The 4,747-nt window shown below is 49.6% G+C and carries 5 protein-coding genes and 1 pseudogene; 3 read left to right on the forward strand and 3 right to left on the reverse strand.

Translation table 11 applies throughout. The features are described 5' to 3' along the window. The first annotated feature begins 234 nt into the window (after positions 1–234). Both H6F72_RS28830 and H6F72_RS28835 read left to right on the forward strand, forming a co-directional pair. A complete protein-coding gene (locus H6F72_RS28830; protein WP_190443354.1) occupies positions 235–984 on the forward strand; it encodes an SDR family NAD(P)-dependent oxidoreductase in 750 nt (249 codons plus the stop codon). 96 nt (positions 985–1,080) lie between these two features. Continuing rightward, the gene (locus tag H6F72_RS28835) at positions 1,081–1,476 is read left to right on the forward strand and encodes a GNAT family N-acetyltransferase (RefSeq protein ID WP_199299372.1); all 396 of its coding nucleotides are present in this window, start codon (positions 1,081–1,083) and stop codon (positions 1,474–1,476) included. A 69-nt stretch (positions 1,477–1,545) separates the two neighbouring features. On the opposite strand, the gene H6F72_RS28840 is transcribed toward H6F72_RS28835, so the two are convergent. Further along, entirely contained in the window at positions 1,546–2,382 is an 837-nt protein-coding gene (locus H6F72_RS28840) for a TauD/TfdA family dioxygenase (RefSeq protein WP_199299373.1), read from the reverse strand. Further along, positions 2,379–2,501 (reverse strand): hypothetical protein, encoded by a 123-nt coding sequence (locus H6F72_RS30920; protein WP_255527392.1) that lies wholly within the window; start codon positions 2,499–2,501, stop codon positions 2,379–2,381. Before H6F72_RS30920 ends, H6F72_RS28840 begins: the two co-directional genes overlap by 4 nt. A gap of 453 nt (positions 2,502–2,954) precedes the next feature. Here H6F72_RS30920 and H6F72_RS28845 point away from each other — a divergent pair, with 453 nt between their 5' ends. Then, positions 2,955–4,586, forward strand: a complete 1,632-nt coding sequence (locus tag H6F72_RS28845) for an FAD-binding protein (protein WP_190443356.1) — start codon at positions 2,955–2,957, stop codon at positions 4,584–4,586. A gap of 54 nt (positions 4,587–4,640) precedes the next feature. Here H6F72_RS28845 and H6F72_RS28850 read toward each other — a convergent pair. Further along, positions 4,641–4,747, reverse strand: a pseudogene (locus H6F72_RS28850) (IS5/IS1182 family transposase); the annotation flags it as partial.

Genomic DNA, 4,747 nt, shown 5'->3' on the forward strand with positions numbered 1-4,747 from the left:
AGCTAAATTCGTGACCGTGTAGTTGATGGGACTGCTCAGTAGATACTGGCAGTAGTCGAGTTTGGTAAAGCTCATTGCTTCAGTTTAGAGCTGCTTTTGCGTAAGTCCTGATGATGTAATCGAGTTTTATCGCATGTTGGGCTATACCGTGGATGATGTCATCAGTTTGAGCAAACGTCTGGAGCCAGATAACTGAGCTTGGTGTTTTTACAAAGACAAATATAGGAGCGATCGATGACTGGCAAATTAGACGGAAAAGTGGCGATTATTACCGGAGCTTCTGCTGGCATTGGTGAAGCAACCGCGATCGCTTTAGCAGCCGAAGGAGCAAAGGTCGCAATTGTTGCACGTCGGGGCGATCGTTTGGATGCTCTAGCACAAAGAATTACAGCGAAGGATGGTGAAGCACTGGCGATCGTCGCAGACATCACAGATGACGCTCAAATTCAAACCTTGGTAGACAAAACCAAGACCACTTGGGGACAGATTGATATCCTCATTAACAATGCGGGGATCGCCTTAACAGGAGAGATTGCCACGGCAAACCCTGACGATTGGCGACGTATGATTGATTTGAACCTAGTGGCGTTGATGAATGTTACTCATGCCGTGTTACCAATTCTGCAAGCGCAGGGAACTGGGCATATCGTGAATATCTCCTCGGTAGCTGGGCGTACTATCCGCGTAGGCATTGGCGGATACAACGTGACCAAATGGGGTGTGAATGCTTTCTCGGAAGCGCTACGGCAGGAAATATCGCAGCAAAATATTCGGGTGACAGTGATTGAACCGGGAATGGTGAACACCGAAATTAACCAGCACACTACTGACTCGATCGCTAGACAACGCAGTGAAGAGCGGCGCAAATCCATTACTCCGTTAGAGAGTGAAGATATTGCTGCGGCGATCGTCTACGCCGTTACCCAACCTGCCCGCGTGAATGTGAACGAAATTCTGATTCGTCCCACCCTGCAAACTTGGTGAAACATGACGATCGTCGTTCGACAAGCAACGTTAGAGGATCTTGCGATCGTCTCAGATATTCTGTGAGAAGCAGCCCAGTGGCTTGCGCAGAAGGGAATGCCACTATGGAACAAAGATGAAGTTTGCCCTAACACAATTTACCCAGACGTGGTAGCAGGATTGTACTATCTTGCTCTCCACGACAACACGTCAGTGGCAGTTGTACGATTTCAACTGGAAGATCCTCAATTTTGGTCTGATATTTCTCATACAGATTCTGCTTTTCTACATCGATTAGCTGTGCGACGAACATTTGCAGGCGGGACGGTAGTCACAGAATTGCTGAACTGGGCTGTCGCTCATGCCTGTTGCTTAGGAAAACACTACCTGCGTCTGGATTGTGCTTTTGATCGAGTTCGTCTGCGATTAAGGTACGAGAGATTTGGCTTTCGTCACCATAGCGATCGCCAAGTCGGTCCCTACTCTGTTGCTCGATATGAGTATCAGCTCTAAGCAACCCACCTCTGAACCGTTGGTAGATAGTCCAAAGGTGGGTTGCTGCGAAATTGGCAAAGGGGTCAATTAAGACACAGGTACTGCATCCTGAGCCTCAGCCTGTTTGAAGACACTAGGAACTTCGGCAGTGAATACCTCACCATGCAACACTTCTGAGCGAGAACCATCGACTCCAACTGGAACATCCCCCGTAATTGTGGTGCGATAGAGAAGACGATCGACATCTACATGATCCAAATCTTGAGGAGCCAAATGTGCGGTGGCGCGGTTATCCCAGAAGGCAATATCTCCATTATTCCAGCGGAAACGAGTCGTATAAGCAGGCTTGGTAATTTGCTTAAAGAACAGCTCCAACAATAGCTTGCTTTCATTGGGCGATACGTCAACAATACGCGAGGTAAAGCCAGGGTTAACGAATAGTGCCCGTTCCCCAATTTCAGGATGAACTCGAACCACTGGATGAATGGAAGCAAGAGGATTAACCGCAATGCGTTCAGCAAATTTTGAGTTTTGGGGTTGATACCCGCCTCCATTGAAGCGATGTTCAGCTTTCAAGGTATCCGCTAATGCCCGCAGCGGCGCAGATAACCCTTCATAGGCAGCAACGAGATTGGTCCACTGAGTATCACCCCCGACACTGGGTACATTCACTGCCCGTAATATAGATGCGGCGGGTGGGTTAACTGCGGCAGTCACATCCGTATGCCAGGTACCGCCTGTACGGAAACCATAGTGCTTCTCATAAATCTTGCGATCGACGGGTTTGAGTTGGGGAAAACCTGGGACAGGTTCCGGTTCTCCCAGAGGATGGGCGAAGGTGACTTCGCCGAAACGAGAGGTAAACTCTACCTGTGCCGCATGATCGATGTTCTGCCCTCGAAAGAATACAACCTTCCACTTCAACAGTGCTTACGAATTTCCTGCACTTCCTCCTCAGAGAGAAATTGGGAAAGATTCACACCGCTAATTTCAGCACCGATGAATGTACTAACTGGTTTGACTTGGATATGCTTATAACCCATAAGAAAATTCTCCTTGAATGGCTTCAAAGTTTGAGCTTGGTACAGATAGTTCGAGGAGGATAACTGGTCCTCCTCGAACTATTGAACGTTTGGAAACTTCCAAAATCCTTGCGCTCTCCCAAATTCCGTGCAGCAAGGCTTGGGAAATTTAAATCTTCAACACTTCGACAATTTCATCTCCTCACCTACAGCGATCGGGCTGTTTCTATCGAATGCAAAAAGATTCTAGAGGGATGAGCGTTCTGAAAGAACTTTACTGCTTTTTTGATAGATTGACAACACAGAAACAGTTAGAAAATCTAACGTTTTGTTATTCGTATTATTTGTATCTCAGATCACGTCTTTTTGAAGATGGGTCATGTGATACTCGCGATCGCACTGTAAATCTATTAGTTTTCTGATCGCTTCTATTTTTTGCACTCCTCTCATGTCGCTTCGGAGAACATCAAAATTGTGAGCATCAACCGCGAAACTGAACTGCAATTAGCTGCCGATGTTCTAGTCATTGGGGGTGGTCCAGCTGCGGCTTGGGCAGCATGGGCAGCCGCTGCTCAAGCCGTGAGCGTCATCATTGTTGACAAGGGGTTCTTGGGAACGAGCGGTGCTGCTGCTGCCAATGGTAATGGCATCATGGCTCCTGCACCAGAGGATTGGGACACGGTACGATGGCAACGCTATCGAGCTGGACAAACGCTGGCTAGCTTAAGGTGGATCGAGCGGATGATCGGAAAAACATGGCTCAGCCTGCCGCTGGTGGAAAGTTGGGGCTATCGTTTCCCGAAGGAGAATGGGGAATCTGTGCGCCGCAGCTATTACGGTCCTGAATATATGCGCGTCCTGCGTAAAACCTTGTTGCGGATGGGAGTGCAGATTCTCGATCAAAGTCCTGCCCTGGAGTTTTTACTGGCAGATGATGGTTCTGTTGAGGGGGCAAGCGGGGTACAGCGTCAGCAGCATCGTGCCTATACCGTCCGTGCGAGTGCGGTTGTGCTAGCAAATGGGGGTTGTGCCTTTTTGAGCAAGGCTTTAGGGTGCAATACCAACTGGGGCGATGGTTTATTGATGGCAGTGGAAGCAGGAGGCGAACTTTCGAGTATGGAAGCCTCCAGTCACTATGCAATTTCAACGGCGTTCAATGCCACCGTCACGCGGGGAGTTCCCTTCGGCTGGGCAACCTATACCGACGAAGCTGGGAATAATCTGGGAGGTTACATTAATGGTCGTCGCGATCCGTCCTTCCTGCCGAATGCCTTAATCAAAGGTCCCGTTTATGCTCAGTTAGATCGTGCTACCCCCGAAGTCAAAGCGGTGATTGAGAAGTCCCACTTCATCGCGTTTCTCCCTTACATAAAGGCAGGCATCGATCCTTATACAGAACGAGTCCCAGTGACAATGGTGTTGGAAGGAACCGTGCGGGGAACGGGTGGAATTCGGATTGTGGATGAGCATTGTGCCACGAAAGTTCCGGGTCTTTATGCTGCAGGGGATGCGGCATCGCGGGAGTTTTTGGCAGGCTTAAGCTCTGGGGGCGGGGGTTCCAATTCTGCCTGGGCAATTTCAACGGGACAATGGGCAGGAGAGGGAGCAGCAGCCTTTGCGAAGCGTTTGGGTGTTCAGGCTCATGAACGATCGGTGCGTCCGGCGGGTCAAGCGGGATTGCGATCGCCTGCTCCCACGTCTACCGCTTTCGATCACGATGCGATCGTTCGCAGTGTGCAAGCCGAAATGTTTCCCTTAGAGAAGAACTATTTCCGCTCTGAGCCAAAGCTGGTCGATTCTCTCGCCAAATTAGAAGCTCTCTGGCAGCAGGTGCAAGCAACGCCCAAACAAGATACGGTGCGCGATGTGGAATATTCGCGTCGAGCGGCGGCGCTCACGGCAGTAGCGAGATGGGCCTATTTTAGTGCATTACATCGCCAGGAAACCCGGAGTGAACATATTCGCGTGGACTATCCCGAAACCGATCCGAATCAACGCTACTATCTGGCGACGGGCGGATTAGATCATCTCTGGGTAAGGCGAGATTGGCTCTCGGAAGAGATTATGAAACGTCCGCAAACTGAACTCGTTGGAGCCAAGCCATGATCGAATTGGTTAGCCCTAAACGCTGTATTACTTGCAATAGACATCCTGCATGAATCATAAGGGGTGTGCCAGTTCGTAGTTGAGTAAGCCAGCAATCAGGTTTATGCGCAAGCTAAACCGCCTTCTACGATTGCGATACCGACCTGAGAAAATGCGGAAGA

Source organism: Trichocoleus sp. FACHB-46 (assembly GCF_014695385.1).
In the GTDB taxonomy this organism is placed as follows: domain Bacteria; phylum Cyanobacteriota; class Cyanobacteriia; order FACHB-46; family FACHB-46; genus Trichocoleus.

What these genes read in the sequence shown, in the direction of transcription:
- H6F72_RS28830 (WP_190443354.1), top strand. Translation starts at nt 235, where the DNA reads ATGACTGGCAAATTAGACGGAAAAGTGGCGATTATTACCGGAGCTTCT.
- H6F72_RS28835 (WP_199299372.1), top strand. Translation starts at nt 1,081, where the DNA reads ATGCCACTATGGAACAAAGATGAAGTTTGCCCTAACACAATTTACCCA.
- H6F72_RS30920 (WP_255527392.1), bottom strand. Translation starts at nt 2,501, where the DNA reads ATGGGTTATAAGCATATCCAAGTCAAACCAGTTAGTACATTCATCGGT.